This window comes from Streptomyces alkaliphilus (assembly GCF_014141535.1).
Taxonomy (GTDB): domain Bacteria; phylum Actinomycetota; class Actinomycetes; order Streptomycetales; family Streptomycetaceae; genus Streptomyces; species Streptomyces alkaliphilus.
On record NZ_VKHT01001726.1, the window covers coordinates 1 to 461 of the forward strand.

Genomic DNA, 461 nt, shown 5'->3' on the forward strand with positions numbered 1-461 from the left:
GTCCCGGGACATGACGGCGCGAGCCCTGGGGTTGCCCGCCGGCCCGTGGTGGGTGGGTGTCGCGGGCGTGGCGGTGATCGCCGTCGGCGGGTGGTTCGTGGTGCGGGCGGTACGGATGACGCACCGGGAGCACCTGCGGGCCGACGTGTCGCGGGGAGCGCGCCGCCTGGTGGACGTGCTGGCGGTGGGGGGTGGTGCGGCGCGGGGCCTGGTCTTCGCCACCGTGGGGATCTTCGTGATCCGCGCGGCCGTGCGGTTCGACCCGGACGAGGCCAAGGGTTTGGACGAGGCACTGCGCTCGCTCGCCGAGGCCCCGGCCGGTCCGTGGCTGCTGACGGTCGTGGCGGCGGGGCTCACCCTGTTCGGCGGGTTCGCGATCGCCATGGCCCGATGCCGGCGGATGTGAGGACCGGCTCCCGGGTGACCCTCCCGAACCCGGTGGGGGCACGGTGGGGCACCTG

Annotated in this window: 1 protein-coding gene; it reads left to right on the forward strand. The window is 75.7% G+C overall.

Features of this window, described 5'->3' with window-relative positions; genetic code table 11:
* Window positions 1-406 (forward strand): DUF1206 domain-containing protein (locus FNQ90_RS26500; RefSeq protein ID WP_182608592.1); only part of this gene is annotated, 406 nt, incomplete at its 5' end.
* Between the last annotated feature and the right edge of the window lie 55 nt (window positions 407-461).